Source organism: Nocardia asteroides (assembly GCF_021183625.1).
Classification (GTDB): Bacteria; Actinomycetota; Actinomycetes; order Mycobacteriales; family Mycobacteriaceae; genus Nocardia; species Nocardia asteroides_A.
On the sequence record NZ_CP089214.1, the window covers coordinates 861446 to 887821 of the forward strand.

Sequence of the window (26376 nt, forward strand, 5' to 3'; positions counted from 1 at the left end):
CGCGTCAGGACTCGGGATTTCGCTGCACGACCGGGGCGGGGTGCCGGTGCGCCCACGGCCGCGCCTGCTCGAGCTGCGCGGCCAGCTGCAGCAGATCACCGTCGGCCCCCGGCCGCCCGACGAACTGGACACCGAGCGGCAACCCCGCCTCGGTCCAGTGCAGCGGAACAGTGATCGCGGGCCGCCCGGTGAGGTTCGCGAGCTGGGTGTAGGGCACCCAGCCGAGGTTCTCGTCGATGAGCGAGGCGAGAATCCCGCTCATCGCCAGGACCTTCCCACCGTGCAGCCGGTGCAGCAGCCGGGCGGCGGTCCGCAGTGGTTTCGGGGTGACCATCTTCCCGACGGTCAGCGGCGGCTCCGCGAGGGTCGGGGTGAGGAAGTAGTCGTAGCGTTCGTGGAACTCGGCCAGGTCCGCGGTGTAGTCGTTGATGTGGTCGATCGCCGCCATCAGCGCGCCGACACCACGGGCGCGCCCGAGTTCGCCGACGGCGAGCGTGTCGGCTTCGAAATCGCTGTCCCGCGCGCCGGTCCGCTCCTTGATCGCGACGATCTCGCGGTGGAGGCTGGCGAACCAGATCGTCAGGAAATCCTCCGCCAGCCGCTTGTCGTTGTACGGCGGCCGGACCTCCTCGACCTCGTGGCCGAGCTCGGTGAGCAGCCGCGCCGCGCTCTCGACCGCCGCGATCGCCTCCGGGTGTGGCTTCGCGGTGATCGCGGAGGCGGTGGAGTAGCCGATCCGCAGCGTGCCCGGCGGCCGGGTGATGTGCTCGGCGAACGGGCGCTCGGGCAGCGCGGCCCGGTACGCGGCGCGCGGGTTCGCGCCGATGATGGCGTCGTAGAGCGCCGCGCTGTCGCGCACGGTCCGCGAGACGACGCCCTGGGTGACCATGCCGAACATGACCTCGCCGACCCGCGGCCCGTACGGGCTCAGGCCGCGGCTGGCCTTCAGCCCGACCAGCCCGTTGCACGCCGCCGGGATCCGGATCGACCCGCCACCGTCGTTCGCGCCAGCGGCGGGCACGATCCCGGCCGCGACCGCCGCACCGGAGCCGCCCGACGACCCGCCCGGGGTGTGCGCGGTGTTCCACGGATTGCGCGCCGGACCCCAGTACTCCGATTCCGTGACGCCCTTGCTGCCGAACTCCGGGGTGTTCGTCTGACCGAAGATGACCAGCCCCGCATCGAGCAGGCGCCGCACCAGCAGGCTGTGCTCGGCCGCGACCTCACCGGCCAGCGAACGCGACCCCTCCGTACTGGGGAAACCCTGGTACTCCTGCTGCAGATCCTTGATCAGGAACGGCACCCCGGCGAACGGACCGGCGAGCGCGGCGTCCCCGGCCCGCTCGTCGGCGACCCCGTCCAGCCTCCGCACGATGGCATTGAGCGCGGGATTCACGGCGTCGGCCCGCTGCCGCGCCAGTGCGAGCAGCTCGGCGGGCGTCACCTCCTGGCGCGCCACCAGCTCGGCCAAGCCGGTCGCGTCGTGCTTCATGTACTCGTCGAGTTCCACCCGACGGATACTAGGACGCCGGGCACGCCTACTGGGCGGCTTCGTACTGTGGTGGCATGCGGAGCGCGAAGGAAGTCGGCAACGAACGACCGCTCGACGATCCCGCGCCGCTCTCCTCGGCGCGGACGCCGGGCTGACGGGATGGTATCGCGGTATGCGTTCACGGCACCGGTGTGGGAGCACGACGGCGCCGGGTCGTGGCATTTCCTGAGCCTGCCGGAGGAGGTGGCCGATGAGATCGAGGAGCGGTACGGGCATCGGACCACGGGGTTCGGGGCGGTGAAGGTGCGGGTGCGGATCGGCGGGACCGCGTGGTCGACGTCGCTGTTCCCGGATTCCAAGCGCTCCACCTACGTGCTGCCGGTGAAGAAGGCGGTGCGGGCGGCGGAGGGGCTGGTCGCGGGGTCTGCGGCGGAGGTCGAGCTGGAAGTCGTTCTCTAGCAGTCCTTCTTCCAGGTCGCGATGCCGTCCAGCAGGAGGTTCAGGGCGGTGTCGGATCAGGGTTCCGGCCCCGGCACGTTAGGCTGACCTAAGTAGACGTGCGAGGAGGGGTGATGGATTCCATCAAGGCAGGCATCGCGGCGCTGGGGCGCGCCAACGAGCCGCTGTCGCTGCGGCTCACCGTCGCCGAGGTGCGCCCGCTCTCGCCTGGGTTCACCCGGGTCGTGCTCGAGGGGGCCGCGCTCGCGCAGTACCGCGCGCCGCGCCCGGCGGACGCGTTCAAGCTCGAGCTGTCCGCCGACGACACCGGGCGGCCGCTCCTGCGCGCCTTCACCGTGCGCCGATTCGACGCGGACACCCGGCGCCTGACGCTGGACATCGCCCGCCACGAGCGCGGGGTGGCCGTGAACTGGCTCGCCACCGTGAGCGCGGGAGACGCGGTGACGCTCGCCGGAATGCGGCCGGAATGGGTTGTCGCGGAGGGGTTTCGCGACCACATCCTGGTCGGCGACGACACCGCCGTCCCGGCGATCGCGGCGATCGTCGACAGCCTCGGGCCCGAGCATCGGATCCGGGTGTACGCGGCGCTCACCGATCCGGCCGACCGCGCCCTGCTCCCTGAGCACCCGAACCTGGAGCTGGAACTCCTCGACTCCGTCACCGACCTCGAAAACCATCCACCCGAAGCACTTTCCGAACACCGCACCCAGGTGTGGGTGGCCGCCGAGGCCGCCGCCGTCCGGCGTGTCCGCGCGCACCTGCTCGGCTCGTGCGGCGTCGCCCGCGCCGATCTGCTCGCGCGCGCCTACTGGAAGCGCGGCAAGACCAATACCGACACCGACGCGGCCAGCCTGCTCGGCTATCGGGAGGCGATGCGGGCAGGCGGCGACATCCACGATCCGGCGCTCGCCGAGCGCATCGATCTGGGGCTCTGAGTAGCCGAAAGGGCCCCGGCGCACTGTCGCGCCGGGGCCCGGAAGAGTTGACGAGGGAATCGAATTCACTGCCCGGCGGAGAGCACCGGGCCCCGCGGCATGGCGGGAATGTGAGGTCGAGATACGTGTTCCAGTAAGCCACCTCCCAGGTCGACGGGTATGTAGCGGTCCCCCGGCGGTCCGGCCGACTGCACCGGATTCGCGTCTCCGCCGAGGGGGACCGAGGGTCTCGCATCCGGGCAGCTCACCTGCCCGGCCACTAATCCTTCTCTCTTCGACGGGAGAGACAGTAGCCGGTCCGCAGCACAATGTCTACCCTCCGGACTACAGATTTTTACCTCGGACACTTCGGCACATAACCGGCGCCGAGCTGGGTAACGACCACACGTAGTGGAGCTGAAGGGAGGCAGGGCAGGTGTCGGCGGAGGATTCGAAGAGCGGCGGGCTGGGTGACACCACCGCGGCCGAGCAGATCGTGGCCGCGTTCGCGCGGATGGCGGGAATGTTCCTGACCCACCGGACGGTGGACGAGGCACTGGCGACCATCACCGAGCTCGCGGTGCAGACGGTGCCCGGCACCGCGGGCGCGGGGATCACGCTCTTCGACAGCGCGGGCGAGCGCGGAACCACGGCGGCGACCAGCGACCTGGTCGAGCGCGCCGACGCGCTGCAGTACGAGCTGGGCGACGGCCCGTGCCTCACCGCGTCGGCGGAGCGGATCGTGGTCCGCGTCGACGACGTCGGCACCGATCCGCGCTGGCCGCGCTGGGGTCCGCGCGCCGCCGCGCTCGGGCTGGTCTCGACGCTGAGCGCTCCCCTCGTCGCCGGTGAGCGCGGGCTCGGCGCGATGAAGGTCTACGGCACCGACGCCTACGGCCCCCGCGAGGAGCACGTGCTCACCCTGTTCGCCGCGCAGGCATCGTTGCTGGTGGCGCAGGTGGTCGGCGCCGCAGAGGCGGAGACGGTCAGCGGCCGGATCACCGACAAGCTGCGCGGCCGCGAGCTGATCGCGCGGGCCACCGGCTTCCTCATGGGCCGGGACGGAGTCGGCGAGCAGGCGGCGTTCCTGACCCTCGCGCACACCGCCCGCGAGCAGCGCATCTCGATGCGCCGGGTCGCCGAGCAGCTCACCGCCGCACGGGACGACGAGCAGTGGTGACCGGCTCCCGCGAATTCTCCGGCCGGGATCGCGCCGGGGAGCAGCAGCGCAGCTTCGCCGCGGTCTTCGAGGGCGCCGGGCTCGACGTCGAGGAGCTGTGGACCGAGTACTTCGGCATCGGAGGCAACGCCGGGTTCCTCGAGGTCGACGCCTACGTGCACGGCATGACGACGCTCGCCGCCAGGGACCGCGACATGCTCGCGCACGTCGTCAACGAATACCTCGACCAGCGCACCGAGACCAGGCGCGCCACCTTCAGCCGCCCCTTCCGCAATCCGCGCCCGACCACCCCGGCGCTCTCCGCGCTGGTCGAGCTGGTCGACGGCGTCCACCTCGCCGCACCGGACCGGCTCCCGGTGATCGCGCGCGCCGCGGGCACCGCGCTCGGCGTCGAACTCACCGTGCACCTCGTCGACTACGAACAGCGCGCGCTGCACCCCGCCACCGGCACCGGCACGCCCCCGCTCGACCTCGACACCACCACCGCGGGCCGGGCCTTCCGCGAACTGGAGACCCAGACCTCCTCGACCGACCGCGCACAAACCCTGTGGATACCGCTGCTCGACGGCATCGAACGGCTCGGCGTGCTCGAGATCGGCGTCCCCGAACCCGAAGACCTGCGCGACCCCGGCCTGCGCGCGCACTGCCGCTGGGTGGCCCGGCTGCTCGGCCACCTCGTCACCATCACCACCAACTACGGCGACGGACTCGACCGCACCCGCCTCACCCGGAACCGCACCCCCGACGCCGAACTCCTCTGGTCGCTGCTGCCCCCGCGTACCGCCGGGGTCGGCGACGTCGTGGTCAGCGCCGCCGTCGAGCCGCGCTACGACCTGCGCGGCGACGTCTTCGACTACGCCTTCTCCGAAAGCACCGCGCAGCTGCTGATCCTCGACGCCTCCGGCGACCGCGCCGAGCTGATCGCCGCGACCGCGCTGTCCGCCTACCGCAGCGCCAGGCACGCCGGAGCCGGGCTGCCCGGGCAGGCCCGCTCGATCGAGGAGACGCTCGTCGCCCGCTTCGGGGCAGGCCCGCTGGCCACCGCCGTACTCGCCGAGCTGGACCTGGACAGCGGGCGGCTGCGCTATCTCAACGCCGGTCACGCCGAGCCGCTGGTCATGCGCGGCGGCACTATCGCCGACCCGCTCGGCGGCGGGCGGGGTCTACCGCTCGGCCTCGGCGCGGCGACCGAGCCCGTCGCCGAGGAGAAGGTGCACCCCGAGGACTGGCTGGTCCTCTACACCGACGGCATCACCGGTGGTCCCAGCGGTGACGAGTTCGGCCTGCGGCGGCTGGCGGAGGTGCTGCGCCGGGAGGCCGGGACGGGCCATCCGCCGCCGGAGACGGTGCGGCAGGTGATCACCGCGGTGCGGGAGCATCACCCGACGCCGCTGCGCGAGGACGCCACCGTCATGCTGGTGCGCAAGCTGGGTCCGAAGATCGCGCCGCGACGTCCGGAGGACGAAAGGCGAGAATCGTTCGACCGGTGAGAGAGTCGGCCGTACTGATCCGACCGAGCCCCCGGGAACTACCGTGTCCACCATGACCTCCGCCCTGTGGCGCGCGATGATCGAGCCGGGCCTCGCCTCGCTGCCGGAGCACGTAGCGGTACTCCTCACGAGCCTCGACGCTCCGCCTCGGCTCGGTGCACACCTGCGGGCAGTGCACGACGTCGCCAGGCAGTTGGCCGATTGGATGACCGACCATCACCCCGCGGTGCGCTTCGATCGCGAAGCGGTGCTCTTCGGAGCGGCAACTCACGACATCGGGAAGGTGCTGCACCCCGAGGAACTGTCCGGACCGGGCACCGACCACGAACGCGCCGGATTCGAACTGCTGCTCGCTCGAGGCTTCGAGGCGAAGTCGGCCCGCTTCGCATGGACGCACGGAGCGTGGAGCGGAGACGACATCGGCATGGAAGACCTCCTCGTCGGCCTGGCCGACAAAGTGTGGAAAGCCAAGCGCGTCCCCGACGTCGAGCAGTTGATCGTGCAGCGTCTCGCAGCCGCCGACGGTTCACCGCCCTGGCAGGTGTTCCTGGCGCTCGATGACGCACTCGACCGGACCGCCGCGGAAGCCGACTCCCGGCTCGCATTCCAAGCGAGCTATCCGATCGAGGCCCGGCCTTCGTAGGGCGAAGAACCCGGCATTGGCATCTGCGCCGGCATCGGAATAATGGCGCGTATGGAATTCACGCACAGTGGCTGGCTCGCCATCTTCACAGGAACCGACACCCTCATGGGCCGTTCCCGCGAGGTCGACGCGTGGGATTCGATAACGGGCACCGCCATGATCGTCGACGCCGAACAGGGCGCGCGGCGGCCGGTCACCGACTACCCTGACTTCTCCCACCTCGAACGGGCAAATCGCGTCGTCGGCGTCGTGCCGGGAGCCGGATGGCGCGCCTGCGCTCGCGGACACATGGCGAACGATCCCGACTCACCGGCAGAGCCGGTTCTGGCGTGGCTGGTGTCGTCCCGCGGCGTACTCACCCCCGTCACCATGGACGCCGACGGAGAGATCGGCCTCGATGACACGATGAGTCGCTACTTCCCACCGGGAAGCGAGCTCGATTGATCAAGTCGACCCGCACTGCGACTGTCTACCATCGCCGACATGACGGATCTTTCGCACTACTCGACACAGAGCAGAGTGACCGATCCGGGGGCTCGATCCGCGTTGCTGGCCGGGCTGACCGGCGACTTCGCGCAGCTGCGACGGACGGTATCGGGTCTGGTCATCCACTACCGCGCCGACAGCCCACTGGCGAAAGGCGTTCCGGCTCAGCGCATGCGCGAGATCGATACCCGCTACATCGAGACCATGCTGAGCAGGCTGGCCGAGCTGGCCGGCGGCTCACTCGACGAACCACGGCGGCCGGCCCAGCGCCTGGTCGGCTGCTGCCGTGACTTCACGGTGCTCTACGTCGCCGCGTTGCGCGCACGCGGCATCCCGGCCCGCGCGCGGGTCGGCTTCGCCACCTACTTCGTCGCCGACTACGCCGTGGATCACGAAGTCGCCGAGGTCTGGGACGCCGATCGGGCGCGCTGGCGCCTCGTCGACCCCGAACTCGACGACGGGCACACCGGCCCGGACGGCACCCGCATCGACCCGCTCGATCTCATACCCGACCAATTCGTACCCGCCGGCGCTGCATGGCAACTGTGCCGCACCGGCAACGCCGACCCGGCACGCTTCGTCGTCGACCCGGGCCTCGACATCCCCGAGACGCACGGCATGCCGCAGATCGCGCACAATCTCGTGCACGACCTCGCCGCACTGAACTGCGCCGAGATGTTGCTCTGGGACGAGTGGGGCTGGGGTGAGAACAGGTCGCTCACCGACTCGGAGCAGGAGCTCCTCGACCGCGTCGCGGCGGTCACGACGGGCGGCGACAGCTTGCAGGCCCGTCGGCTCTACGAGGACGAGCCGTTGCTGCGCGTGCCCGACACCGTCACCAGCGTCGATCCCCTCGGGGGTCCACCGCGCACCGTGACGTGGCGCTGAACCGCGCCCCGGCGACAGATTCGGCGATGCGCGCTGCATCCGGCTCGATGCTCGTACGGTACGGCCCGGGTCAGCCTTCGATCGGCTGCGCCTGATCACGAACGACAGCGGCGGAGGCGAAGAGGTTCAACCCCAGCGTCCGCGACAGGTGCGCGATGGCACGCTGCCCGCGCACACTGTTGCCCGCCGGATCCAGCTTCGGCGAGAACGTCCCGATGGCGCCCTTGCCGGGCGAGATCGCGACGATCCCGCCGGACACCCCCGATTTGGCGGGTAACCCGATCTCGTAGAGCCATTCCCCTGACCGTTCGTACATCCCGCAGGTCGCCAGCACCGACAGCGTGTCCCGGCAGACATGGGCCTGCACGACCCGCTCGCCGGTCACCGGATTCACGCCACCGCCGGCCAGCGTGGAGCCCATGATCGCGAGATCGCGTGCGTGCACGCGCAGCGAGCACTGCCTGGTGTAGACATCCACCACCTCGAGCGGGTCGGCCGTGATCCGCCCGTAGCTCTCCAGCAGGCCCGCGATCGCCCGGTTGCGCTGGTTGGTCAGCGTCTCCGAGTGGTAGACCTCGTCGTCCAGCTGCAGCGGCCGACCCGCGAAGCGGGACAGCCCCGTGCGGATGTACTCCCACCGCGCGGCCGGTGTGCCACCGGGAACCAGCGCGGTCGTCGCCATCGCCCCCGCGTTGACCATGGGGTTCATCGGATGCCCGTCGTTGAGTTCGATGGCCATGACCGAATTGAACGGCAGCCCGGTGTTGTCGACACCGACCCGATCGCGGACGATGCCGTGCCCGAGCGCGTCACAGACCAGCGCGTAGACGAACGCCTTCGAAATCGACTGGATGGAGAACTCGTGCGCGGCGGCGCCGACGGTGTGCGCGCCGCCGCCGAGATCGGCGACCGCGATGCCGAAGAGATCGGGATCGGCGGCGGCGAGCGCGGGAATGTAGTCGGCGACGACACCGGCGGTCCGCGGAACGTAGCGCTGATAGGCGGTGGCGAGCAGCTCACCGACCCGCTCCCGGTCGGGCAGCGCTCCGGTGGATACCGCCTGATCGACACCATCGACCTCGAGTTCCACAGGGCCTCCCTCGTGCGCGCCGTCCAACCCTAGCGGAGCGGAACGTACGCGAAACGAAGGCGGGTTCAACTGGTCAACGCATCACGGCTCCGATCGCCCTGTCAGCCTGGAACCGCGCCGGCATCAGCAGCGACGTCGAGTGAGCCAAGCGGATGACCAGAACTCGTCGTTGTCCCACCCCTGCTCGCCCTGCCGTGCCGGCAGTTGCCAGCACGGCAGTGGACTCAGTGCGAGTCAACGTTTTTCGCCTCGCTGATATACACGGCGGTCAGCAGCGCGAATACGTAGGCCTGCAACCCGATGACCAGCAATTCGAATGCAGTGAAGGCGACGCCAGCGAGTAGGGAGAACGGTGAGAACACTTTCATCCAGGCGGTGGCGTCGAACAGGAAGTACCAGGTGGCGCTGAAGAAGAGCACCAGCATGATGTGGCCGGCGAGCATGTTGGCCATGAGCCGGACGGTGAGCGTGAACGGCCGCAGGATGAATGTCGAGACGAATTCGATCGGGATCAGCAGGCCGTGCGCCCACGGCGGCACGTCCGAGACGACGACGCTGCCGCGCATGTACCGCCAGAATCCGAACTTGCGGATACCGACGTAGTTGAAGGTGACGTAGGCGATCACCGCGAGCACCAGCGGCATGCCGATGCGCGCGTTGGACGAGATGTTCAGTCCGGGAACGATGCCGGAGAAGTTCAGGAACAGCACGGTGAAGAAGATGGTCGCGATCAGTGGGAAGTACTTGCGGCCCGCCTCCTTGCCGAGTACCTCGTCGGCGATCTGCTCCTTGACGAACACCAGCGCGGCTTCCGCGATGTTCTGCAGCTTTCCCGGCACGATGCGCGGATTACGGAAAGCGGCCAGCATGAACACCACCAGCAGCGCCGTCATCAGCAGCCGGATGAGCATCAGCCGGTCGAGTTCGAACGGAGTGCCCTCGAACAGCACGGCGGGCGGAAAGAAGTCGGTCAGCGACGGCGCGTGGAACTCCGCGGCAAGGTCGATGGTGTTCAGCGTTCTCTCCCCCTGATCGAACGAACTTTGATTATATGTTCATACCATAAAAAGTGGCTCGACGTGAAGGCGGAGTCGGTCGTGATGCGTGCCGCCGACTCACGCGGGCGGGATGGCCAGCTGAGCGCTGCGCGGTTGCGACGGTTCGAGCTCGGGTTGGTGCCGGTTCTCGACACCAGGCGAGTGCGGCGATATCGACGGAGATAGTTGCTCGTGAGGTCCGCCGAGCGGCAGGCGACCGAGGCCGCGATCGGGAGTCACTCGGCGTGGCCGCCCTTGGCAACGAGGCCGACGTGGAGGCCGCGACCACCGTCGCCGACGCCGCGGCCGTGCGCGGCGATCGACCCGAGGCGACCCACGAGCAGCGGGCGGTGATGTCGCGCCGTTTCGCCGACACGCTCGCCACCCGGGGCGAGTGGACCAGCGAACTGGTCAGCCGGGAGATCGGTAGGCCGATCGCGCTATCGTGCGCGTTCAACGGCCAGACACCCGCGTACCCGCTGTGCCAGTACGCCGATCTCGCCCCGGCCACCGAGTTCGAGGAGATCCGGCCCAGCGCGCTGAGATCGACCATCTCGCGCCGCGAACCCGTCGGGGTTACCGGGGTGGTCACCCGTGGAACTATCCGCAGGCCGAAGCGCTCAGCTCGATCGCGCGCCCGCGCTCGCGGCCGGCTGCACAACGGTGCTCGAGCACTCCCCCGACGCCGCGCTGGACTCCTACATCATCGCCGAAGCCGCCGAACAGACCGGGCTGCCGCCCAGACCATCGACGACCTGCTCGACCCCGCCGTCATCGTCGGCCCCGCTCGCCAGCGAACCCCAGCTCGCCACCGTCGGCTCCTACACCGACGCCGCCCGGCAGCAGAAGGCTCGGCTCGTACACGGCGGCAAGCAACCCGAGGGGCTGACCTGCGGCTGATTCATCGAACCCACGATCTTCGCCGACGTCGCCGACACCGATCGCATCGCCCGCGAGGAGATCTTCGGCACGGTCGTCGCCGTTATCCCCTACACCGACGAGGGCGAGACCCTCGCGCTCGCCGACGACAGCGACTTCGGCCTGGCCGGTTCGGTATGGACCGCCGACGAGAGCTGCGGCTTCGCCATCGCCGCCGCCTCCACACCGACACCGTCGGGACCAACTCCTACCTCAACGACATGGAGCTGGGTCGGGCGCGGGATGTGAACGATGCGGCGTTCACCGATCATCGGCGGCGGATCAGCGCGCTCATCGAGCACTGATCGGCTCCACAGGGTCGCAGCGCTCCCCTTGCCGGAGTTCCGGTGGGCCGGTTCACGGCTCCGAAAAGCTGCGCATCTCCCGATGTACTCATATGCACAGGTAGTGAACTTAGAGAGTCTTATATAGACAGGATGCCGCAACCAGGCCACAGTGAAGCGTGACATCTGAGCGATACGACCTGATCGTCGTCGGCGCGGGCATCATCGGCCTCGCACACGCCTTCCACGCCCGTGAGCGCGGCCTGTCGGTGGCGGTGATCGAACAGAACGATCGCGTACTCGGTGCCTCGATCCGCAACTTCGGGCACGCCTGCGTCACGGCCCAGTCCGGCTCGGCGCTCGACTACGCGCGATCGGGGCGCGAGCACTGGATCCGGCTGGCGGACGAGGCCGGGTTCGGCCTCCGCGCCTCCGGTACCTGGTGCGTGGCCAGGTCGGACGACGAGCTTGCGGTGATGGCGGAGTTCGCGCGGGCCCGCGGCGCGGAACAGGTGCGATTGCTGGATCGGGAGGCATTCCTGGAGCAGGTGCCGGTGGCCGCTGCGGTCGGCGGCATGCACCTGCCCGACGATCTGCAGGTGGACCCGCGCGCGGCCGCCCCGGCGATCGCGGCCTGGCTGGAACACCGGCGTGGAGTCGACTTCCACTGGCGTACAGCGGTTCTGGGTATCGAGCCGGGCAGGGTACGCACCTCTCGGAGCACGCTCGCCACGGAGCAGGTCGTGGTCGCGGTGAACCACGATGTCGACCGGCTCTTCCCCGGGCTCGGCGGGGACCTGCTGCGCTGCCGCCTGCACATGCTCCGCGCGACGGTCCGCCTCCCCCGGCCGCTGCCGGGCCCGCTGTTCACCGGCTGGTCGCTGCTGCGGTACGCGGGCTTCACCGGCACCGAAGCGCTCCGCGCCCGGCTGGAGAGCGAGTACCCCGCCGAGGTGGCGGCCGACCTGCACCTCATGGTCACCCCGCAGGCCGACGGCACGCTGATCGTGGGCGATACCCATATCCGGGAGGTGTCGGAGTCGCCGTTCCAGTCCGAGCACGGGTTCGAGATGCTGCTCGGCCATGCCCGGGAGTTGTTCGGCAGCGATGACATCGACGTTGTCGAGCGGTGGCAGGGCGTCTACAGTTCAGCGCCGGGTCGCGAGTTCCTGATCGCCGAGCCGGCACCGGGGGTGCACGTGGTCACGGTGACCACCGGGATCGGAATGACCACCGGGTTGGGGCTCGCGGCCTCCGTGCTCGATCGAATCGCCCCGGTCAGCCCGAACTCGTGAGTGTGAAGGTCACCAGGTCGGGCCGGTACCGATCGTCGGCGTACTCGAAAGCGACACCGTGTTCGTCGCGGGAGGTGCGACGCTCGCGCAGCAGCGGGGTGCCGGGCGCGACGGCGAGGTGCATGGCGTCGAGCGGATCGGCGGCGACGGCGTCGAGCTGGTGCTCCATGGTGGCGAACCGCACCCCGGCACCGGTGAGGTAGTCGGTGATGGACCCGGAGTCGGTGTCGAATCCGACGACGAGGGCACCGACCGGTTCGGTGAAGGTGCTGCGCTCGAGCATGGCGGGCACACCGTCGAGCAACCGCACCCGCAGCACCTCGACCACGAACTCCGCCTCGCTCACCCCCAGCGCCGCCGCCGCGGCACCCGCGGTCCGGCGGCGGGCGACCTCGACGGTGCGGTTGCCCGCGGCCCGGCCGATGCTCTGCACCCACCGGGTGAAGGGGGTGAAGGTGGCGATGCCGCGGGCCGGGGTGCGGCAGCGGACGGTCGCGGGGCGGCCCTGCGAGATCGTCACCAGCCCTTCGGCGCGCAGTGCCGCCATTGCCTGGCGCACCGGGCCGCGGGAGACGCCGAATTCGGCGCACATCTCGCTCTCGCTGGGCAGCGAGGCGCCGACAGGGTAGACGCCGTCGCGGATGCGCAGGCGCAACTGCGCGGCGACCTGCTCGTGCCGGGTGCCCGGTGACCGCACGGTCACCTCCATTCCTCGCCTGGACGGCTCGAAACTACCCGGTCACGGTGCGATCGAGGCGCGCAGGATCCCGGGTGGGGTGGGCACGAGCACCGCCTCCACCTCCGCCAGCGCGACCGGGGGCGCCACCACGGACGCCCACGGGTAGCGGTCGCGCGTGATGTTCAGGAACGCGACGGCTTCGTACAGGTGGCGGGGTTCGTAGTTGTGCACGCCGGTGACGGTGAGCCAACCCCGCACCACCGCCTCGGGGTCGACCTGGACTGCGGCTCCCGGCGTCACCGAGCCGACCAGAACCAGGGTGCCGCCCAGGTCGATGCGGGCCAGGGCATGACCGACGGCCGCGGCGGCACCGGAGAACTCCAGGGCGACGTCGACCGGAGCGCCGTCGTCGGGAAGACCGCCGAACGCGGCGGCGAGCGCAAGCCGCTCGGGGTCCGGGTCGGCCACCCGAACGTCGGCGCCGCGAGAAACGCACGCCGCGGTCGCGGTGAGACCGAGCATGCCCGCCCCGGTCACCAGCACGCGGCGACCCGCAACCGCACCCGCGGCCTCCAGAGCGGCCATGACGGTAGCGGTCGCGCACCCGGCGGGTGCGGCGACGGCATCGGGCACCTGCTCGGGCACCTCGGCCAGCGTGACCCCGGCGGGCAGCAGTACGTGCTCGGCATAGGTCCCCGAGAGCGGCCACTCCCCCGCGAACGGCTCGTGCCCCACCTTCCGTACCCGCTCGCACTTGGCGGTGAACCCGACTCGGCAGCGCGCACAATCACCGCACGACGCGGTCACCGACCACACCACCCGCGTTCCCGCCGGAAGTGCGCCGCGCACAACCCGCCCCACCGCCTCGTGCCCGAGCACCGACGGACACGGCGCCACCCGCTTGCCGGTAACGGTATGCAGATCGCTCCCGCACACCGTCGCCAGCGTCACCCGAACCAGCGTCTCACCGGGACCGGGCACGGGAAGCGGCACCTCCCGCACCGCCGTCCCGGCGCCGGTCCACACCGCGGCCCTGGTCACACCACCAGCGAGCGAATCCATCCGGACAGCCTTTCGATCAGGTAGACGATGACGAACACCACGAGCACGATCGCCCCGGCCACCTCGAAGTTCAGCGTCCGGATCGACTCGAACAGCAGGTACCCGATGCCGCCCGCACCGACGATGCCGAGCACGGTCGAGGTGCGGATATTGACGTCGAGCAGGTACAGCCAGGAGCCGACGATCGCGGGGACGGCTTGCGGAATCACCGCCGCGCCGACCGTTTTCCACCAGCCGCCGCCGACCGAGGCGACCGCCTCCAGCGGTCCGGGGTCGATCTCCTCAACGGCGTCGGCGACGAGTTTGCCGAGGAAACCGAGCGATCCAACGGCCAGCGCGCAGGTGCCCGCGATCGGACCGAGCCCGAGCGCGGCCACGAACACCACCGCCACGATGAGCTCGGGCACCGCGCGCACCAGCAGAATCCAGCCGCGCGCGACCCAGTAGAGCACCGGATGCGGCGAGACATTGCTCGCCGCGACGATGCCGACCGGGATGGAGAGCACCCCGCCGATGCCGGTGGCGAGCACGCCGATGGCGACGGTCTGCACGGTCGCGTCGACCAGGTCGGCGCCGAGCGCACCGAAATCCGGTGGCACCATGCGCCCGAACACCTCGAGCGCGGGCCCGACCCAGGTGAACAGCGAAAGCGGGCCGATCTCTAGCACCACCAGTGCGGCGAGGGTCGCCCCTCCGACCAGCCCGCCGAGCGCGAGCCTGGCGATTCGATCACGCCGAGGGGCGGAATGTCCTGGCGCCAGCAGGACTCGGCGGATGACGATGGCGAGCAGCTCCATGGCGGCGATGATCACCAGGATCACCGCGACGATCCCCATGGCTCGCGGGTAGGCCAGCCCGCGCAGCGCGTCCTGCAGCGCGAAGCCGATCCCGCCCGCGCCGACGAAGCCGAGCACCACCGACGTGCGCAGGTTGATGTCGACCCGGTAGACGAAGACTCCGATCCAGGCCGGAACCACCTGCGGCAGCACCCCGTTGACCAGTTCGCGCAGCGGCCCGGAGCCGGTGGCGCGCACGGCTTCGCGCGGGCCGGGGTCGGTCTGCTCGATGGCGTCGGCGAAGAGCTTGCCGAGCATGCCGATCGAGTGCAGCGCCAGCGCCAGCACGCCGGGCAGCACCCCGATGCCGAGCCCGCGCACCAGCAGCGCCGCGATGAGCAGGTCCGGCATGGCGCGGCAGAAGGTGATGACGGCGCGGGCCACCGCGTAGACCGCCGGGTGCGGCGTGGTGTTGCGGGCGGCCAGGAAGGCGAGCGGTACCGAGGCCACAGTGGCCAGCACAGTGCCGAGCACCGCCATGAGCAGGGTCTCCAGCGCGAGCGTCGAGATCCGCGCGGGGTCGTCCAGGCGGGGCGGGAGCATCCGATCCAGCAGCCGGGCGATGTCGTCCAGGCCGTCGAGGAGGGTGGCCGGGGCGAACTCGAGGTACGCCGCCGCGGCGAGTACCGCGGCGGCGGCCAGCAGCGAGAACAGCCGCAGGAGCCATGGGCGGGGGGTGCGGGCACGGTCGTCGCGCGCGGCGGGCCGCCGCTGCGGCGGGTCGAGCACCACACTCATCGCGGCCGCGCCGGGGCGGTCGCGGCGGCTTCGTCGGGGTCGACACGGCGGTAGATCTCCATGACCTCGTCCCGGGAGAGCTCGACCGCAGCCCGGTCCAGCACTTTCTCGCCGTTGCGCAGCCCGATCAGCCGGTGCGCCCAGCCGAGCGCGAGATCCACCTGGTGCAGCGTGCAGATCACGGTCAGCTGCTCCTCGATGCAGATCCGGAACAGCAGATCCATCACCACCCCGGCGTTCTCCGGGTCGAGCGAGGCCACCGGTTCGTCGGCCAGCACCACCCGCGGCCGCTGCATGAGCGTGCGGGCGATAGCGACCCGCTGCTGCTGACCGCCGGAGAGGGTGTCGGCGCGCCGCTCGGCCAGCCCGGCCAGCCCCACCCGCTCCAGGTGCGCCAGCGCCTCGCGCCGCATGGCCGCCGGGTAGGTGAGCGCGCCGTAGCGCGGCAGCCGCAGCCGGCCGAGCCCCCCGATCAGCACGTTCTCCAGGCAGCTGAGCCGGCCGACCAGGTTGAAGTGCTGGAACACGAAGCCGACATCGCGGCGCAGTGCCCGCAGCCGAGCGCCGCGCGCCCGATCCACCCGGACTCCGTCGACCTCGACCCGGCCCGCGCTGACCGGCTGCAGCCCGTTCAGGCAACGCAGCAGCGTCGACTTGCCGGAACCCGAAAGCCCGAGCAGCACGACCAATTCGCTGCGGTGCACGGTGAAGGAGACCTCGTGCAGCGCGGTGACGGCGCCGAAGCGCTTGCTCACCCCGTCCACGGTGACGACGACGTCGTCACCGGCGACGGCGGGCGGGAACGCCGGGGAGGTGGTCATCGGGTCAGCCCTTGCACTTGTCCGAGCCGGTGACCTCGCACACCTTGCGCACGCCGTCGTAGTCGGCGTCGGTGGTGGCCACCACACCCCAGGCGCGCTCGTCGGTGAAGCGGCAGGCGTCGCCGGCGCAGATGCCCGCGGCCTGCAGCCGATCCAGGTTCAGCTGCTCGGTGAAGATGGCGCGCAGCTTGTCAACGGTCTCGGCGCCGAGCGCGTTGCTCGCGGCGAAGAGCGATCCGGCGATCATCTCCGACTTCCAGATCGTCGCCAGCTGGCCCGGCTTCAGGTCGCCCTTGTCGACCATGGTCTTGTCCACCATGGTGTCGAAGGCGAAGCCCGCATCGCAGTCACCGGCCGCGATCGCGAGCGCGGAGGAGTCGTGGCCGCCCGCGAAGATCGGGGTCAGCCCCGCGGAAAGATCTCGCTCGGCACCGGAGGCGATGACCTTCGCCTCGATCAGCCCCGCGGTCGGGTAGAGGAAGCCGGAGGTGGAGCTGGGGTCGACGAAGCAGACCTTCTTGCCGCGGAAGTCGGCCAGGCTCTTGATGTCCGGGTTGCCCGCGCGAGTGAGGCCGTAGGACTGGTAGCCGGGCTTGCCGCCCGCGTTCTTGACGACCGCGCCGAGCGGGGAGATATCGGCACCGGCGATCCCGGCCACCACGTAGGCGAACGGGCCGAAGAAGGCGAGATCGACATTGCCCGCGATCAGCCCCTCGACCACGCCCGCGTAGTCGGAGGCCTGCACGAACTCGACCTTCGAGCCGGTCTCCCGCTCCAGCAGCGCGATCACCGGTTGGTAGCTGGCCTTCAGGTCGCTGGAGTTCTCGGCCGGGATGGCGGCCAGGGTGATGGTCTCCGGGAAGCCCCTGTCGTTACGGGCTTCCGAGTCGGAGCCGGAACAGCCGGAGAGTGCGAGCGTGAGCCCGGCGAGCGCGGCCACGACGGCGCGGGCCGGGCGGCGATGGCGGAAGAACATGATGGAGCGGTCCTCTCGGGATGGAGCGGATCAGGCGGAACGGAGGAGATCCGGCAGTTCGGCGATGGTGTCGAGCACGTGGGTGGCGCCGGCCGCGCGCAGCGTGGCGGCATCATGGGCGCCGGTGCGCACGCCCGCGACGATCCGTGCGCCCGCCCGGCGACCGCAGCGCATGTCGCCCGCGGTGTCGCCCGCGACGGCGACCGCGGCCACGTCGTCCACGCGCAACCGCAGCAGCGCGGTGAGCACGAGGTCCGGGTAGGGGCGGCCGCGCCCGGCCTCGGCGGGGGCGAGGGTGAGGTCGGCGAGTGCCTCCCAACCCAGCGCGGTCAAGATGCGGTCCTGGGTGGCGCGGCTGAATCCGGTCGTCAGGGCGACGAGTACGCCGCTCCCGCGCAGCGCCGAGATCGCCTCGGCCGCGCCGGGAATCGGGGCCAGACCGCCCTCGTCGACGAAACCGGCGTATGCCGTCTCGAAGGCGGTGTTGGCGGCGGCGGCGCGCTCCTCGGTGCCGAGGAGCGCGCGGAAGACCTCGATCTTGGACTGGCCCATGGTGTCCAGCACGTACTGGCGGGCATGGTCGCGCTCGCTCCCCGCAGTGGGGAGCCCGGCGGCGGTCGCCGCGGCCTCGAAGGCGCGCAGGACGAGCCCGTCGTCGGCAATGGTGGTGCCCGCCATGTCGAGCACGGCGAGCGCGATGTCGGTGGATTGCTCTGGCACGAGCACTACGGTGGCTTTTGGTATAGACCAATCAGCACACGACGGGCGAACGACATGTGAACAATTGGTATATACCAAAAATGGTAGGCTGTTTCCGTGATGTCGCAGGCTGAACCCAGGGTCCTCAAGCATCAGGTCGTACGCGCCCACGTGGACGAACTCCTCGACCGCCTCGACGAGGGCGCGCAGCTGCCCTCCGAGCGCGAGCTCGCGCTGCGCTTCGAGGTTTCCCGCGAAACCGTGCGCCAGGCCATGCGGGAACTGCTGGTGGCGGGCCGAATTCAGCGCCGCGGCCGAGGCACCGTGGTCGCCAGGCCCAAGCTGGTGCAGCCGCTGGCGCTCGGCTCCTATACCGAGGCGGCCCGCGCCGAGGGCCGCGAGGCCCGCCGCGACCTGGTGGCCTGGACCCGGCTGACCGCCGACGACTTCCTCGCCGAAGCACTGGCCATCGCGGCGGGTGACCCGGTGGTCGAGCTCGAACGCGTACTCATCGTCGACGGCGTCCCGGTCGGCCTGGAGACCACAAGGTTGCCCGCCTATCGCTACCCCGGCCTGGTCGAGACCTTCGACACCGAGGCCTCGCTCTACGCCGAGATCCGTTCCCGCGGGATCCCCTTCGCCGAAGCGGTGGACAGCATCGAGACCACGCTCCCCGACGCCCGCGAGGCGGCGCTGCTCTCAGTCGACGCGCGGACCCCGATGTTCCTGCTCAACCGCATCTCCTACGACCCCGACCGGGTGCCGATCGAGCACCGCCGCTCGCTCTACCGGGGCGATCGGATGACCTTCACCTCGATCCAGCGCCGCTCGGGCGAGTTTTGAAAGTAGACGAGGTCTCCGGTAGAAGGTTCAGCGGCCAAGCAGAACCTGATGTACCGGAGACCTCGTGACCCGCGTATCGGTCGCGGGGCGAGCTGTGGGAGCGGGCGCCGGGGCGGCGGATGCGGGAGCAGGTGGCGATGTTCACTATCGCGACCATCGCCACCGTTTCGCTCGCCACGGTGGGCGGTGCGCTGGGCGGGGCTGGAGGACGACGACACGGTCCGCGAAGCCGCCTACGCCCGGCACGGCGACACCGGCGCCGGGTAGCCCCCGCACGCCCGAGGGCTCAGAGGTCGTAGTCGAACCAGATGCGGTGGGTGCCGTCCGCATCGACGGCCATCCCCCCGCTTCCGGTGATCCCGGCGAGCTCACCGGTTCCGCTGGTCGGGACGATCACGAAGAACTCGGCGCTCCGATCGGCGCCTGAGGTCGTGGCGGAGTGCGCGAAGCAGAAGGTGCCTGCGACCCCGTCGAGCGTGCCGTCGAACGACTCCATCGCGACGTAGGTGCCCACGCCGGTCTCCTGGTCGAACGCCGCGGTGAACAGCGTCGCGGCCCGCCCGGATACCGCACCGCCGAAGTGTTTCTCCATGCGGGCGATCCCGACCGGAACGCCGGTGGCGATACCCGGCTCGGGCATTACCTCGGTCGGGGTGAAGGAGGTGACTTCGAAGGTTCCCCAGGTTCGCATCGCGCGATCGTAGCGACCCCGTACGACAAACCCCCGGCAACGAAGCAGCGCCTCCAACGCGCCGCGCGTGCCGCCGAAGCGGCCGCAGGGAGTCGCCGATGATCTACGACGTTCGGATCGGAGGGCACCGCGCGGCTCGTGCGCGTCCGATCACGAGGGGGTGGTCGCCGTGCCGGACAGGTAGGCACCGAGCCGGGGCCGGTCGGCCGCGGGTGCGGGGTCGGTGCGGGTGTGGTCGTGGGCGCGCATGTAGGTGACCATCTGCTGGACTCGCTGGGCCTGGGCGAGTTCGATGTCCTCGTCCAGGACGTAGACCGAGCCGCCGGCCAGGGTGACCGCAGCGCCGAGCAGCCACGCCACCCACGCCGCGCCGTCACCGGCGAATCCGCCCACCCACGGCGCCGAGAACAGCATGAAACCCGCCACCGACAGCGCCCAGTGGTCCTTGGTCGGATCCCGCGCGACCAGCGACCACAACGCGAAGATCACGATCAGCGACCCGATCCCGAGCAGCAACGCCGCTCCGGCCGCCGTGGTCACCGCCCACGCCGGAGCCACCATGGTGAACACGCCCGCGGCCATGCCCGCGAGGGCGAGCGCCCTGGTCGGAGTCAGCTTCGATTTCGTCATCGTCATCACTCACCTCTCCTGAACGAAACGATACGTGTAGCGTATCGCCTTGTTCGGGCATAAGCTAGCCGGTGTGAGTGGATCGACAGGCCGGACCCGCGACAGTGCCCGCGACGCGCGAATCAGTACTGCCGCGCTGGAGCTGCTGCGTGAGCGCGGCCCGCGCGCGGTCACGGTGGAAGCCGTCGCCGCGGCGGCGGGGGTCGCCAAAACCACGATCTACCGCCGCTACCGCGACCGCGAGGAGATGCTGATCTCCGCACTCGGCGCGGTCGCGCGACCGGCCCCGCCCGCCGACCCGGCCACGCCGGTCGCGGTGCTGGGCTGGATCGTCGAGCAGTGTGTGCACGCCGTCGCGGGCGGGATCGGGCTCGGCGGGGTCGCCGCGCTGCTCACCGGCCAGGACCCGGCCTTCACCACAGCCATCCGCGCGGTGCTCGTCGACCACCGCGCCGCCCTCGCCGAGGTACTCGGCTCACCCGCTACGGCCGAATGGATCCGGCCGGAGCTCGACGCCGAGACAGTGCTCGACCTCGTCGTCGGCGCCTACCTGTCCGAACACGCCCGCAGCGGCGGCGTCGGCCCCGACTGGCAGACTCGCGTCCTGACCACTCTCTGGCCCGCACTCAGCACCGCCACCCCACCCGCCGAGCTGACACCCCCCGGCACCGGAGGCAGCCTGCCATCGAGCACCGGCTGAACACGGTCCGACCCCGATCGTCCAGCGTTCGGAGAACGGACCTCGGTACCAACACCGATTGACGAACGCTCACCACAAGTTCCCGCGCTCGCCGGCGAGCAGGATCGAGCGCAGCACCATCACATGCGGTGACCGTAGCCGCCGCTCACCGAGGGGAGGCCGTGTCCCGGGGCTTCGGCGCCGGTCGTGGTGGGGTCGGGGAACGGGATCGGGCAGCACGGGGAATCGCTGCACTCCAGCAGGTCCTCGCAACCCGCGGCGATCGCGGCGACCAGGGTGTCGCGGACCGCGGTGAGCTCGGCCAGCTTCGTGTCGACCTCGATCAGTTTCGCCCGGGCGCGTTCGCGTAGCCCGGCGTCGGCGCGGCGGGATCCGAGCTGGGTGGCTTCGAGCAGGTCGGCGACCTCGTCGAGGGTGAACCCGAGGCGTTGGGCGGCCTTGATCACCCGCAGTACCGAGACCGCCTGCTCGGAGTAGACGCGGTGCCCGCCCAGGGTGCGGGCGGGCTCGGCGAGCAGCCCGCGGCGTTCGTAGTAGCGCAGGGTCTGGGCGTTGACCCCGGCCGCGGCCGCCAGCTGCCCGCTGCGCATCCCGCTCACCCGCCCAAGCCTGCGGTCTGGGCGCGCCCGGCCAGGGCGTCGAGGACATCGAGGTGCGCGGCGGGGACCTCGATCCCCATCACCAGCACCCCGGCCGGGTCCGGGGTGAAGGAGAAGGTGAAGAACGAGCAGCATTGCGATTCGCGGGCGGCCAGATCCCGCCCGACCGGCTCGGCATCCCCGCCACCGGCCAGCCGCAACTCCAGCCGCGTCGGGACCGGACGCACGGTCGCGGTCACCGAGCGGGCGAAGAACGTATCGAACTCCGCCAGCCGGGTCGGGCGCTCCACGGTCGGCAGGGTGCACGCGGACAGGTTCATCATCGGTTCGGACAGGTCGCTGTCGGTCATGTATCGACGGTAAGCCTGTACCCCGGTACCGGATGCAACCCCGGAAGCGAAGAATTCCGCCCCGGACGGCCGAGCCGCGCGGTGACGCTGCGGCTCGGCGCCGGTGAGGCCCGTGCGGGAGACCCGGCCGTGGCCCGGTAGCCGAGGTTGGTGAGCACCTCGGTGATCGGCATGAGCTCGGGGATGTTCGGCTTCGCGCCCTCGACCGGTCGTGCGCGGCGATGCGCTCGCGCATGCCGGTGCCGGTCGCCGAGTGGGTCGCCGCGCAGGACCCGGTGGCGGGCGTGGTCCGGACGGACATCGTGCCGCCCGCGGGAGGCTACGCATATCGGCCCCGGGGCTGGAAGGGACACCCCGGGGCGGCAAGGAACCGCCCCGGGGCCGGTTCAGCGCAGCGCCTTCGCCGCCGCGACGAGGTTGCGCAGCGAGGCGGTCACCTCGTCGATGCTCCTGGTCTTGAGCCCGCAGTCCGGGTTGACCCACAACCTCTCGGCCGGAACGGCTTTCAGCGCCAGCTCCAACGACTTCCGCACCTCCTCCACACCGGGAACGCGCGGCGAGTGGATGTCGTAGACACCCGGGCCGACGCCGAGGTCGAAGCCGATCGCGTTGAGGTCGTCGAGCACCTCCATGTGCGAGCGCGCCGCCTCGATCGAGGTGACGTCGGCGTCCAGGCCGTGGATCGCCCCGATGACCTCGCCGAACTCCGAGTAGCAGAGGTGGGTGTGGATCTGGGTGGCGTCGGCGACGCCTGCGGTGGCGAGCCGGAACGCCTCGACCGCCCAGTCCAGGTAGGCGGCCTGGTCGGCCCGGCGCAGCGGCAGCAGTTCGCGCAGCGCGGGCTCGTCCACCTGGATCACGCCGATGCCGGCCGCCTCCAGGTCCACCGTCTCGTCCCGGATGGCCAGCGCGATCTGCCGCGCGGTGTCGGCGAGCGGCTGGTCGTCGCGGACGAACGACCAGGCCAGGATGGTAACCGGTCCGGTCAGCATGCCCTTGACCGGCTTGGCCGTCAGCGACTGCGCGTAGGTGATCCACTCGACGGTCATGACCGCGGGCCGCGCCACGTCGCCGTAGACGATCGGCGGGCGCACGCAGCGGGTGCCGTAGGACTGCACCCAGCCGCCGGCCGTCGCGGCGAAGCCGTCGAGCTGCTCGGCGAAGTACTGCACCATGTCGTTGCGCTCCGGCTCGCCGTGCACGAGCACGTCCAGCCCGATCTCCTCCTGTACCGCGATGACCTCGGCGATCTCGGCGCGCATGCGGGTGTCGTACTCGGCCCGGTCGATCTCGCCGCGGCGGAATTCGGCGCGGGCCAGCCGGATCCGGCCGGTCTGCGGGTAGGAGCCGATCGTGGTGGTCGGCAGCAGCGGCAGGTTCAGCCGCTCCTGCTGCAGGACGCGGCGCTCGTCGGCGGGGGCGCGTCGGGTCGCGGCCGCGTCCAGGTCGTCGAGGCGCTCACGCACCGACTCCACGCGCAGGCGCGGGTCGGCCCTGCGGTCGGCGACCGCGGTGCGCGCGATCTCGAGCTGGTCGGCGACCGCGCTCTCGCCCTCGGTGAGCGCGGTGGCGAGCACCCGGATCTCGGCGATCTTCTCGTCGCCGAAGGCGAGCCAGCTTCGCAGCCGCTGGTCCAGGTCGGTCTCCGGCGCCAGGCTGTAGGGGACGTGCAGCAGCGAGCACGAGCTGGAGACGGCAACGGCCACCCCGGCGTCGCGCAGCTCGGTCAGCCGCGGCAGCACGTGGTCGGGGTCGGCCCGCCAGATGTTGTGGCCGTCGACCACGCCGGCGACGATCAGCTTGCCGGTGATCGACCGGGCCGCGGCGACATCCGCGTCCCCGCCCGCGACCAGGTCGAGGGCGATGCCATCGATCCCGGTCTCCGCCAGCGCGGGCAGCGCCGCGCCGAGGCGGCCGAAGTAGGCGGCCACCAGGATCGCCGGACGCGCCGCAACCTCCGACAACCGCTGATAGGTGCTGCGCACCGCTGCCAGCTCGGAATCGGTGAGATCGGTGACCAGCGACGGCTCGTCCAGCTGAACCCATTCCGCCCCGGCCTCGGCGAGCAGCCCGAGCAGCCGCTCGTAGAGCGGGATCAGGTCGGGCAGCCGGTCGAGCAGGTCGCTTCCGTCCACCGACTTGGCCAGCTTCAGGAAGGTGATCGGCCCGACGACCACCGGCCGGGCGGGCACGCCGAGCGCCAGCGCCTCCGTCAACTCGGCCAGCGGCTTCTCCGGGTGCAGCGAAAACACCGTGTCCGCAGCGAGCTCGGGCACCAGGTAGTGGTAGTTCGTGTCGAACCACTTGGTCATCTCGAGCGGGGCGACCTCGGCGGTGCCGCGGGCGGCGGCGAAGTACCGGTCCAGTTCGTCGGTGATCCCGGAGACCCGCGGCGGCAGCGCGCCGAGCAGGACGGCGGTATCGAGCACCTGGTCGTAGTAGGAGAAGGTGCCCACCGGCACCGAATCGAGCCCGGCGTCAAGGGCCGCCGTCAGCTGCGCGGTGCGCAGCTCCTCGGCGACGGCGTGCAGGGCATCGGCGTTCGCGCGGCCAGCCCAGTAGGACTCCGTGGCGCGCTTGAGTTCCCGGTTGGGGCCGACGCGCGGAAACCCGAGCACGGTCGCGGTAAAGGTGGTGTTCGACATCGATGAGCTCCATCAGCAGCAGCCAAGACCGCCGCCCATTCGGAGCGCACGCGGATGGAGCCCGTGAAGCATCGTTCCCGTGCCCGGGTCCACTCGGCGTAGCGCCCGATCCACGAGGCGACGACCACCGGGGACGGCGTCCCCGGTACAACGGGCAGGTCTTCGGACTCGTGGGCATCGACCCGAGATCGGGTCGGCCCCGGGGGCCCGGGGCTGGTCCTACCGACCGTCGCTTCCCAGGCGGGTGCCCAGTGCGGGTGACGGCTGTCGTTCCCACTCACCGCTGCGGGACAGCCCCGGATTTCCACCGGGTTCCCTCTCACCCGGAAATCGCTTCCCGGACTTCGACGCAGGCGGGCGGGTCAGGGGCTCCTTCGACTCCGCCGCCAGCGAACCAGCTGCACCGACGAATATAGCGGATACCGGAGGCCGGGTGCCCGACACTCGCGGTCCACAGATCAGCGAACATCCGTGTTCGCAACAGTTATGGTCGTTCCATGAGAATTCGAACGCTCCTCGCCGCGCCCGTCCTCGCCGCCGCCCTCGCCGCGCCGGGAATGCAGGCCGCCGCCGCGCAACCGAGCGACACCGTGTATTTCAGCTACGGCGGCTCCAACTGCGCGATCCGCGCCACCGGGGACGTCGGCTGCGATATCCCGGGCGGTACGAACCTCTTCGGCTTCACCGTCCACGACCTCGCCATCGACCTTCCCTTCCTGCCCGCACACCCGACCTTCGGGCTCTTCGGCCCGCACGGGCGCGCGGGCAGCGCGCCCATCGACGGCACCCTGAGCAACGGCGGCGCCAGCTGCACCGGCGGCGGCAGGGGCGCGCTGTTCTGCACCGCCAAGGGCCACAGCTTCAGCTTCGGCTGGTCCGGAACTCAGATCAGCTGAGCCCGCTCTCTGGGAAGCGGGTGTCGGACCGGGTAGCGTCGGGTAGGACCACCGCACGAACGCGACCCGGTCCGGAAGGTCAGGCGATGAGTGCAACCGGCGGTACCCCCGTTGCCCTGCGACAGGAATTCCCCGCCGCGGCCGAAGAGCTGGCCGGGGTCCGCAGGCGGCTGCGGGAGTGGCTGGCCGGCGTCCTCACCGACCCCCGCCATGCCTACGACCTGCTGCTGGCCGCGATCGAGGCGTGCACCAACGCCGTCGAGCACGGCCACAACAGCGACCGGCGCCCGATCCTGCTCGAGGCGCGCGTGCAGCAGGACATGGTCCGGGTCACCGTCACCGACCACGGGCACTGGAAGCAGCCAAGCGCGGGCGGCTCCACGAATCGGGGGCGCGGGCTCGCGCTGATCGGCGCCCTCGTCCCCGAGTCCCGCATCACCGTCGGCGACACCGGCACCATCGTCGAACTCGCGGCCCCCCTCATCACCGCCTGACACCTGCCATCATCGATCGCGGAGCGGCGGCTCCGCGCGACAGCACTGGACTACGGAGGTGCGATGACCGGCGGCAAGGCCACGGGCAGCCAGGTCGAGCTGATCGGCCCGGTGGGCGGCGCCTTCTGTTTCGCCCTCGCGGCCTGCCTCGTCCTCACCGGGCCCACCCTCGCCCTGACGGGCGAATCGCTCTGGGGCGCGGTGTGCCCCGCCCTCGTCACCCTTCCGATCGGCATCGCCCTCGCGGTCGAGACCTACCGGTGGCGGCGCAATGCCCGGCGCTTCCGGACCGCCGCGATCCGGGCCGAGGCGGAGATCATCGCCGTGCGGATCCGCCCGGGCGGGGAGAATCCCGACGTGGCCGAGCTTCGGGTCCGCATCAGCGGCCCCGGCTTCGAGCCCTTCGTGGCGGAGTGCGAAGTCCCGACCGGCGTGCCGCACCCGCGGGCAGGCGACCGCCGCCGAGTGCTGGTCGACCCCGCCGACCGCCGCTTCGCCATCGGCGCCGACCACCTGCACGACGAAGGGTGACCCCGGCGCG

At 70.9% G+C, this 26376-nt stretch carries 29 protein-coding genes, 2 pseudogenes and 1 riboswitch; of the genes and pseudogenes, 17 read left to right on the forward strand and 14 right to left on the reverse strand.

Features of this window, described 5'->3' with window-relative positions; genetic code table 11:
- Positions 1–4 precede the first annotated feature (4 nt).
- Positions 5–1510 carry an amidase gene (locus LTT61_RS04265; RefSeq protein WP_233018618.1) on the reverse strand — a complete coding sequence of 502 codons (1506 nt, stop codon included), beginning with the start codon at positions 1508–1510 and terminating at the stop codon, positions 5–7.
- 141 nt (positions 1511–1651) lie between these two features.
- Here LTT61_RS04265 and LTT61_RS04270 point away from each other — a divergent pair, with 141 nt between their 5' ends.
- The 7 genes from LTT61_RS04270 (at position 1652) to LTT61_RS04300 (ending at position 7552) form a co-directional block, all read left to right on the forward strand.
- Entirely contained in the window at positions 1652–1951 is a 300-nt protein-coding gene (locus LTT61_RS04270) for a DUF1905 domain-containing protein (protein ID WP_233018619.1), read from the forward strand.
- Positions 1952–2064: 113 nt separating this feature from the next.
- Positions 2065–2886, forward strand: coding sequence for a siderophore-interacting protein (locus LTT61_RS04275; RefSeq protein WP_233018620.1), 822 nt, complete (start codon positions 2065–2067; stop codon positions 2884–2886).
- A gap of 415 nt (positions 2887–3301) precedes the next feature.
- Positions 3302–4045, forward strand: coding sequence for a GAF and ANTAR domain-containing protein (locus tag LTT61_RS04280; RefSeq protein ID WP_233018621.1), 744 nt, complete (start codon positions 3302–3304; stop codon positions 4043–4045).
- A complete protein-coding gene (locus tag LTT61_RS04285; protein ID WP_233018622.1) occupies positions 4042–5535 on the forward strand; it encodes a PP2C family protein-serine/threonine phosphatase in 1494 nt (497 codons plus the stop codon). Before LTT61_RS04280 ends, LTT61_RS04285 begins: the two co-directional genes overlap by 4 nt.
- 52 nt (positions 5536–5587) lie before the next feature.
- On the forward strand, positions 5588–6178 hold the full coding sequence (locus tag LTT61_RS04290) for an HD domain-containing protein (protein WP_233018623.1): 591 nt from the start codon (positions 5588–5590) through the stop codon (positions 6176–6178).
- 51 nt (positions 6179–6229) lie between these two features.
- Positions 6230–6622, forward strand: coding sequence for a hypothetical protein (locus LTT61_RS04295; RefSeq protein ID WP_233018624.1), 393 nt, complete (start codon positions 6230–6232; stop codon positions 6620–6622).
- A 39-nt stretch (positions 6623–6661) separates the two neighbouring features.
- Positions 6662–7552, forward strand: a complete 891-nt coding sequence (locus LTT61_RS04300; protein ID WP_233018625.1) for a transglutaminase-like domain-containing protein — start codon at positions 6662–6664, stop codon at positions 7550–7552.
- 70 nt (positions 7553–7622) lie between these two features.
- Here the strand turns inward: LTT61_RS04300 and glsA are convergent, their stop codons facing one another.
- Both glsA and atpB read right to left on the reverse strand, forming a co-directional pair.
- Positions 7623–8642, reverse strand: coding sequence for a glutaminase A (glsA, locus tag LTT61_RS04305; RefSeq protein ID WP_233018626.1), 1020 nt, complete (start codon positions 8640–8642; stop codon positions 7623–7625).
- Between the two features lie 224 nt (positions 8643–8866).
- Positions 8867–9592, reverse strand: a complete 726-nt coding sequence (atpB, locus tag LTT61_RS04310) for a F0F1 ATP synthase subunit A (RefSeq protein WP_233018627.1) — start codon at positions 9590–9592, stop codon at positions 8867–8869.
- A gap of 359 nt (positions 9593–9951) precedes the next feature.
- On the opposite strand from atpB, the pseudogene LTT61_RS32880 reads away from it, so the two are divergent.
- From LTT61_RS32880 to LTT61_RS04325, 5 genes and pseudogenes are all read left to right on the forward strand, one after another.
- Positions 9952–10212, forward strand: a pseudogene (locus tag LTT61_RS32880) (aldehyde dehydrogenase); the annotation flags it as partial.
- Positions 10213–10273: 61 nt separating this feature from the next.
- Complete coding sequence (locus LTT61_RS32590; RefSeq protein ID WP_269821845.1) at positions 10274–10579, forward strand: aldehyde dehydrogenase family protein; 306 nt, start codon at positions 10274–10276, stop codon at positions 10577–10579.
- Between the two features lie 60 nt (positions 10580–10639).
- Positions 10640–10711, forward strand: a pseudogene (locus LTT61_RS32885) (hypothetical protein); the annotation flags it as partial.
- Positions 10712–10734: 23 nt separating this feature from the next.
- Positions 10735–10902, forward strand: coding sequence for a hypothetical protein (locus tag LTT61_RS04320; protein ID WP_233018628.1), 168 nt, complete (start codon positions 10735–10737; stop codon positions 10900–10902).
- A 158-nt stretch (positions 10903–11060) separates the two neighbouring features.
- Positions 11061–12176 carry a TIGR03364 family FAD-dependent oxidoreductase gene (locus LTT61_RS04325; protein ID WP_233018629.1) on the forward strand — a complete coding sequence of 372 codons (1116 nt, stop codon included), beginning with the start codon at positions 11061–11063 and terminating at the stop codon, positions 12174–12176.
- Here the strand turns inward: LTT61_RS04325 and LTT61_RS04330 are convergent.
- Genes LTT61_RS04330 through LTT61_RS04355 form a run of 6 tightly spaced genes read right to left on the reverse strand, consistent with a single transcriptional unit; the run spans position 12160 to position 18008 of the window.
- Positions 12160–12879: a GntR family transcriptional regulator gene (locus tag LTT61_RS04330; protein ID WP_233018630.1), complete on the reverse strand. Its 720-nt coding sequence runs from the start codon at positions 12877–12879 to the stop codon at positions 12160–12162. The genes LTT61_RS04325 and LTT61_RS04330 overlap by 17 nt on opposite strands.
- A gap of 36 nt (positions 12880–12915) precedes the next feature.
- Positions 12916–13917, reverse strand: a complete 1002-nt coding sequence (locus LTT61_RS04335) for a zinc-binding dehydrogenase (RefSeq protein WP_233018631.1) — start codon at positions 13915–13917, stop codon at positions 12916–12918.
- Positions 13893–15491, reverse strand: a complete 1599-nt coding sequence (gene phnE, locus LTT61_RS04340; protein ID WP_233018632.1) for a phosphonate ABC transporter, permease protein PhnE — start codon at positions 15489–15491, stop codon at positions 13893–13895. The genes LTT61_RS04335 and phnE overlap by 25 nt, the downstream gene beginning before the upstream one ends.
- The gene (phnC, locus tag LTT61_RS04345) at positions 15488–16312 is read right to left on the reverse strand and encodes a phosphonate ABC transporter ATP-binding protein (RefSeq protein WP_233018633.1); all 825 of its coding nucleotides are present in this window, start codon (positions 16310–16312) and stop codon (positions 15488–15490) included. The genes phnE and phnC overlap by 4 nt, the downstream gene beginning before the upstream one ends.
- Positions 16313–16316: 4 nt before the next feature.
- Complete coding sequence (locus LTT61_RS04350; protein WP_233018634.1) at positions 16317–17288, reverse strand: phosphate/phosphite/phosphonate ABC transporter substrate-binding protein; 972 nt, start codon at positions 17286–17288, stop codon at positions 16317–16319.
- Between the two features lie 30 nt (positions 17289–17318).
- Positions 17319–18008, reverse strand: a complete 690-nt coding sequence (locus LTT61_RS04355; RefSeq protein ID WP_269821846.1) for a phosphonatase-like hydrolase — start codon at positions 18006–18008, stop codon at positions 17319–17321.
- Positions 18009–18107: 99 nt separating this feature from the next.
- Between LTT61_RS04355 and LTT61_RS04360 the strand changes: the two genes are divergently transcribed.
- The gene (locus tag LTT61_RS04360) at positions 18108–18830 is read left to right on the forward strand and encodes a GntR family transcriptional regulator (RefSeq protein WP_269821919.1); all 723 of its coding nucleotides are present in this window, start codon (positions 18108–18110) and stop codon (positions 18828–18830) included.
- Positions 18831–19116: 286 nt separating this feature from the next.
- Here LTT61_RS04360 and LTT61_RS04365 read toward each other — a convergent pair whose 3' ends face one another.
- Both LTT61_RS04365 and LTT61_RS04370 read right to left on the reverse strand, forming a co-directional pair.
- The gene (locus LTT61_RS04365; protein ID WP_233018636.1) at positions 19117–19521 is read right to left on the reverse strand and encodes a DUF3224 domain-containing protein; all 405 of its coding nucleotides are present in this window, start codon (positions 19519–19521) and stop codon (positions 19117–19119) included.
- Positions 19522–19671: 150 nt separating this feature from the next.
- Complete coding sequence (locus LTT61_RS04370) at positions 19672–20151, reverse strand: SPW repeat domain-containing protein (protein WP_233018637.1); 480 nt, start codon at positions 20149–20151, stop codon at positions 19672–19674.
- Positions 20152–20224: 73 nt separating this feature from the next.
- Here LTT61_RS04370 and LTT61_RS04375 point away from each other — a divergent pair, with 73 nt between their 5' ends.
- Positions 20225–20851 (forward strand): TetR/AcrR family transcriptional regulator, encoded by a 627-nt coding sequence (locus tag LTT61_RS04375; RefSeq protein ID WP_233018638.1) that lies wholly within the window; start codon positions 20225–20227, stop codon positions 20849–20851.
- A gap of 119 nt (positions 20852–20970) precedes the next feature.
- Here LTT61_RS04375 and LTT61_RS04380 read toward each other — a convergent pair whose 3' ends face one another.
- The 3 genes from LTT61_RS04380 to metE all read right to left on the reverse strand — a co-directional run bounded on the left by LTT61_RS04380 (position 20971) and on the right by metE (position 24445).
- Positions 20971–21441, reverse strand: a complete 471-nt coding sequence (locus LTT61_RS04380) for a MerR family transcriptional regulator (RefSeq protein ID WP_233021326.1) — start codon at positions 21439–21441, stop codon at positions 20971–20973.
- Positions 21442–21446: 5 nt separating this feature from the next.
- Positions 21447–21800: a hypothetical protein gene (locus LTT61_RS04385; protein WP_233018639.1), complete on the reverse strand. Its 354-nt coding sequence runs from the start codon at positions 21798–21800 to the stop codon at positions 21447–21449.
- A gap of 386 nt (positions 21801–22186) precedes the next feature.
- The gene (gene metE, locus LTT61_RS04390; protein WP_233018640.1) at positions 22187–24445 is read right to left on the reverse strand and encodes a 5-methyltetrahydropteroyltriglutamate--homocysteine S-methyltransferase; all 2259 of its coding nucleotides are present in this window, start codon (positions 24443–24445) and stop codon (positions 22187–22189) included.
- A 154-nt stretch (positions 24446–24599) separates the two neighbouring features.
- Positions 24600–24788, reverse strand: a riboswitch (cobalamin riboswitch).
- Between the two features lie 154 nt (positions 24789–24942).
- Here metE and LTT61_RS04395 point away from each other — a divergent pair.
- The 3 genes from LTT61_RS04395 (at position 24943) to LTT61_RS04405 (ending at position 26366) form a co-directional block, all read left to right on the forward strand.
- Positions 24943–25341: a hypothetical protein gene (locus tag LTT61_RS04395; protein ID WP_233018641.1), complete on the forward strand. Its 399-nt coding sequence runs from the start codon at positions 24943–24945 to the stop codon at positions 25339–25341.
- Between the two features lie 86 nt (positions 25342–25427).
- Positions 25428–25835 (forward strand): ATP-binding protein, encoded by a 408-nt coding sequence (locus LTT61_RS04400; protein ID WP_233018642.1) that lies wholly within the window; start codon positions 25428–25430, stop codon positions 25833–25835.
- A gap of 63 nt (positions 25836–25898) precedes the next feature.
- On the forward strand, positions 25899–26366 hold the full coding sequence (locus LTT61_RS04405; protein ID WP_233018643.1) for a hypothetical protein: 468 nt from the start codon (positions 25899–25901) through the stop codon (positions 26364–26366).
- The last annotated feature ends 10 nt before the right edge of the window (positions 26367–26376 follow it).

Coding starts and splice junctions, on each gene's coding strand:
- phnE (WP_233018632.1), bottom strand. CDS start 15,491: ATGAGTGTGGTGCTCGACCCGCCGCAGCGGCGGCCCGCCGCGCGCGAC.
- LTT61_RS04295 (WP_233018624.1), top strand. CDS start 6,230: ATGGAATTCACGCACAGTGGCTGGCTCGCCATCTTCACAGGAACCGAC.
- LTT61_RS04320 (WP_233018628.1), top strand. CDS start 10,735: ATGGACCGCCGACGAGAGCTGCGGCTTCGCCATCGCCGCCGCCTCCAC.
- LTT61_RS04290 (WP_233018623.1), top strand. CDS start 5,588: ATGACCTCCGCCCTGTGGCGCGCGATGATCGAGCCGGGCCTCGCCTCG.
- LTT61_RS04405 (WP_233018643.1), top strand. CDS start 25,899: ATGACCGGCGGCAAGGCCACGGGCAGCCAGGTCGAGCTGATCGGCCCG.
- LTT61_RS04350 (WP_233018634.1), bottom strand. CDS start 17,288: ATGTTCTTCCGCCATCGCCGCCCGGCCCGCGCCGTCGTGGCCGCGCTC.
- LTT61_RS04270 (WP_233018619.1), top strand. CDS start 1,652: ATGGTATCGCGGTATGCGTTCACGGCACCGGTGTGGGAGCACGACGGC.
- LTT61_RS04385 (WP_233018639.1), bottom strand. CDS start 21,800: ATGACCGACAGCGACCTGTCCGAACCGATGATGAACCTGTCCGCGTGC.
- LTT61_RS04365 (WP_233018636.1), bottom strand. CDS start 19,521: ATGCGAACCTGGGGAACCTTCGAAGTCACCTCCTTCACCCCGACCGAG.
- LTT61_RS04300 (WP_233018625.1), top strand. CDS start 6,662: ATGACGGATCTTTCGCACTACTCGACACAGAGCAGAGTGACCGATCCG.
- metE (WP_233018640.1), bottom strand. CDS start 24,445: ATGTCGAACACCACCTTTACCGCGACCGTGCTCGGGTTTCCGCGCGTC.
- LTT61_RS04275 (WP_233018620.1), top strand. CDS start 2,065: ATGGATTCCATCAAGGCAGGCATCGCGGCGCTGGGGCGCGCCAACGAG.
- LTT61_RS04370 (WP_233018637.1), bottom strand. CDS start 20,151: ATGACGAAATCGAAGCTGACTCCGACCAGGGCGCTCGCCCTCGCGGGC.
- LTT61_RS04335 (WP_233018631.1), bottom strand. CDS start 13,917: ATGGATTCGCTCGCTGGTGGTGTGACCAGGGCCGCGGTGTGGACCGGC.
- LTT61_RS04380 (WP_233021326.1), bottom strand. CDS start 21,441: ATGCGCAGCGGGCAGCTGGCGGCCGCGGCCGGGGTCAACGCCCAGACC.
- LTT61_RS04360 (WP_269821919.1), top strand. CDS start 18,108: ATGTCGCAGGCTGAACCCAGGGTCCTCAAGCATCAGGTCGTACGCGCC.
- LTT61_RS04400 (WP_233018642.1), top strand. CDS start 25,428: ATGAGTGCAACCGGCGGTACCCCCGTTGCCCTGCGACAGGAATTCCCC.
- phnC (WP_233018633.1), bottom strand. CDS start 16,312: ATGACCACCTCCCCGGCGTTCCCGCCCGCCGTCGCCGGTGACGACGTC.
- LTT61_RS04395 (WP_233018641.1), top strand. CDS start 24,943: ATGAGAATTCGAACGCTCCTCGCCGCGCCCGTCCTCGCCGCCGCCCTC.